Origin of the sequence: Streptomyces tricolor (assembly GCF_002155905.1) — a bacterium.
Classification (GTDB): Bacteria; Actinomycetota; Actinomycetes; order Streptomycetales; family Streptomycetaceae; genus Streptomyces; species Streptomyces tricolor.
This window is the reverse complement of record NZ_MUMF01000889.1, coordinates 1-2,685: the sequence shown is the minus strand read 5'-3', so window position 1 is coordinate 2,685 and position 2,685 is coordinate 1. Positions and strand designations below refer to the sequence as shown.

Sequence of the window (2,685 nt, the reverse complement as noted above, 5' to 3'; positions counted from 1 at the left end):
CCGCCGGGGCCGGCGCCGATCACGTAGACCGGGCGGTCGGCGGGGGTCGGCGAGAGGTGCGCGGGCGAGGGGCGGGAGACGGCCATGAGCGGGAGCGTAATCACGCACCCGGTTGATGGGTCTCGGTCAAGACCGGAATTGGTTGCGGATTGATCACGTCCTGGCGCTTCTTGGCGCGGCGGCCGGTGACCTCGGCGATCCACGCGATGAAGCCGCCGGGTCGCGGACACCGTGGCGGACGTGATGCGGCGCCAACCGAGTCCGCGACGATCCGGGGGTGATTCCGGGGGCCCACAGGTGGGCTTCGCGCGTGATCTGACGTACCGTCAGATCCATGGATGCGATAGGGCTCGACGGCGCGCAATGGCTGGCGGTGCTGCGGATCGGTCTGGGCCTGTGGTGGCTGGAGAGCTGGCGGCACAAGGACAAGAAGGCCTGGTTCGAGCGGGGCAGCGGCATCGCCTGGGCGGCGGACGTGGCGGCGCAACACCGGTGGACGGCGGTCCGGGCGGGCTTCGACACGGTGGTGAGACCCCACCCGAAGCTGATGGCGTACGTGGTCGCCTACGCCGAACTGGCCCTGGGCCTCGGCCTGATCGCCGGATTCCTGACCCCGGTCGCCCTGATCGGCGGCCTGCTCCTCAACGCGCTCTACTTCGTCCTCATGATCCACGACTGGGCGGAGCAGGGCCAGAACTCGATGATGGCCCTGATCTCCGCCGTCGGCTTCTTCGGCATGTCCTGGCAGACGTGGTCCCTGGACGCGGCGCTGGGGTGGTTCTGATGGGCGGCCCGCACCACGACGCCCAGCGCCACGACGTCCCGGAGGCCGACGCCTTCACCCGTCCCTACTGGGCGGCGGCGGCCGAGGGGCGCCTGCTGATCCGCCGCTGCGCCGCCTGCGGCCGGGCCCACCACTACCCCCGGGAGTTCTGTCCGCACTGCTGGAGCGAGGAGGTCACCTGGGAGGAGGCGAGCGGCCGGGCCACGCTCTACACGTGGTCCGCGGTGCACCGCAACGACCTCCCCCCGTTCCGCGCCCGCGTTCCCTACCTCGCGGCGGTGGTCGACCTCGCCGAGGGTCCGCGCATGATGACGGAACTGGTGGACTGCCCGGAGCGGGCCGTGCGGGCCGGAATGCCGCTGCGGGTGGCGTTCCGGGACGGGATCCCGGTGTTCACCCCCACGGGTCGGTGAACGACCGGCCGGGCACCGGCTTGGCGACGAGCGCGACGGGGACGAAGAAGTTGACCTGGCCGATCGCGAACATCAGCGTGGCCAGCGCCTTGCCCTCGTAGTGCCCGGCCACCTGCGCGTACAGCTCGTCGGAGACCCGCTCGCCGTCCGTGGACGGCTGGAGCACGGCCTCCACCAGGGCCAGCGCGGCCCGCTCGGCGGCGGTGAAGTACGGCGAGTCCCACCAGGACGCCACCGACGCGATCCGCTCCTCCGACTGCCCGGCCTTGCGCAGGAAGCCCGCGTGCAGCACGGTCAGGTAGGTGCTGCCGACGATCTGCCCGGCCCGCAGCTGGACCAGGCCGATCGTGGAGCGCGGCACCGAACCGTTGCCGGTGGCCCGGAACAGCGCCGCCGACACCTCCGCCAGTTCGGGCACGAGCTGCGCGGGGTCCTCGGGCATCCGCGGGGCCGCCGGGACCTCGGCCGTGATCGCACGCTTCTCCATCACCGTCTCCTCAGGGGGTTTCCGTGTCGCTGTCACCGCCCTGACGGACGGCGGCGCGGAAGTGTGACCGGTGGCGGCACGGACATGCGGCCGGCCGGGCGAAGACCCCTCACGGCCACAGCAGGCCCCGGCTCCAGCCGAACTCGGTGCTGCGGTACTCCAGGCGCACGTGCCGCCGGTCCGGGTCCCCCTGGAAGAACTCCACGGTCTCCGGGCGCAGCCGGTACAGGGTCCAGGTCGGCGACGGCTCCTCGGGGTGGGCCCGGGCCCGCTCCCAGGCCGCCTCCGACGCCCGCCGCAGCTCGGCCACCGAGGCCAGCTCCTCGCTCTGCCGGCCGGTCAGCGCGGCGGCCAGCGCGCCCGTGGACCGTGCGTGCAGGTCGGCCTGGCTCTCCTCGGCCGGTGCGGACGCGACCGGCCCCCGCACCCGCACCTGGCGGCCCAGCACCGGCCAGTAGAAGGCGAGGGCCGCGTACGGCCGGGCGGCCAGCGCGCGGCCCTTGCGGCTGGTGGCGTGCGTGGCGAAGGACCAGCCGTCCGGGTCGGCGCCGTGCAGCATCACGATCCGTACGTCGGGCCTGCCCTCCTCGTCCACGGTCGCCAGGGACATGGTGTGCGGCTCCGGCTGTCCCGCCGCCACCGCCTCCGCGAACCAGGTCGTGAACAGGGCCAGCGGGGTGGGCGGGGCCGTGTCCGGGTCGAAGGGCCGCAGCTCGGTCGCCTCCGGGTCCCAGACCCGCAGCGAGCGGAGCATCTCGTGAAGATCGTGCTGTGCCATGGGGCGAGTATCACCGCCGGGCTCGTCTTCAGTCCCGTCCCAGCACCACCGTCGCCGCGGAGCAGAACCATCCGCCGGTGCCCGACGCCACGCCCAGCCGGGGCGGTCCGCCGTCCCGCGCCCGCACCTGCCGGGCCCCGCCCTCCCCGCGCAGCTGCCGGACCGCCTCCACCAGCAGGAACAGCCCGCGCATCCCCGGGTGCTGGGCCGACAGACCGCCCCC

Annotated in this window: 5 protein-coding genes; 2 read left to right on the top strand and 3 right to left on the bottom strand. The window is 73.7% G+C overall.

The window, feature by feature from the left end:
- The first annotated feature begins 334 nt into the window (after window positions 1–334).
- Both CCN44_RS41175 and CCN44_RS41170 read left to right on the top strand, forming a co-directional pair.
- Window positions 335–784 (top strand): DoxX family protein, encoded by a 450-nt coding sequence (locus CCN44_RS41175; protein WP_059250588.1) that lies wholly within the window; start codon window positions 335–337, stop codon window positions 782–784.
- Window positions 784–1,197, top strand: coding sequence for a Zn-ribbon domain-containing OB-fold protein (locus CCN44_RS41170; RefSeq protein WP_086704321.1), 414 nt, complete (start codon window positions 784–786; stop codon window positions 1,195–1,197). The genes CCN44_RS41175 and CCN44_RS41170 overlap by 1 nt, the downstream gene beginning before the upstream one ends.
- Here CCN44_RS41170 and CCN44_RS41165 read toward each other — a convergent pair.
- The 3 genes from CCN44_RS41165 to CCN44_RS41155 form a co-directional block, all read right to left on the bottom strand.
- A complete protein-coding gene (locus tag CCN44_RS41165; RefSeq protein WP_059255089.1) occupies window positions 1,178–1,684 on the bottom strand; it encodes a carboxymuconolactone decarboxylase family protein in 507 nt (168 codons plus the stop codon). The two genes, CCN44_RS41170 and CCN44_RS41165, sit on opposite strands and share 20 nt — an antisense overlap.
- Window positions 1,685–1,793: 109 nt before the next feature.
- Window positions 1,794–2,462: a pyridoxine/pyridoxamine 5'-phosphate oxidase gene (locus CCN44_RS41160; protein ID WP_059250592.1), complete on the bottom strand. Its 669-nt coding sequence runs from the start codon at window positions 2,460–2,462 to the stop codon at window positions 1,794–1,796.
- Between the two features lie 28 nt (window positions 2,463–2,490).
- On the bottom strand, window positions 2,491–2,685 hold a 195-nt coding region (locus CCN44_RS41155), incomplete at its 5' end, for a thiolase C-terminal domain-containing protein (protein WP_414820557.1).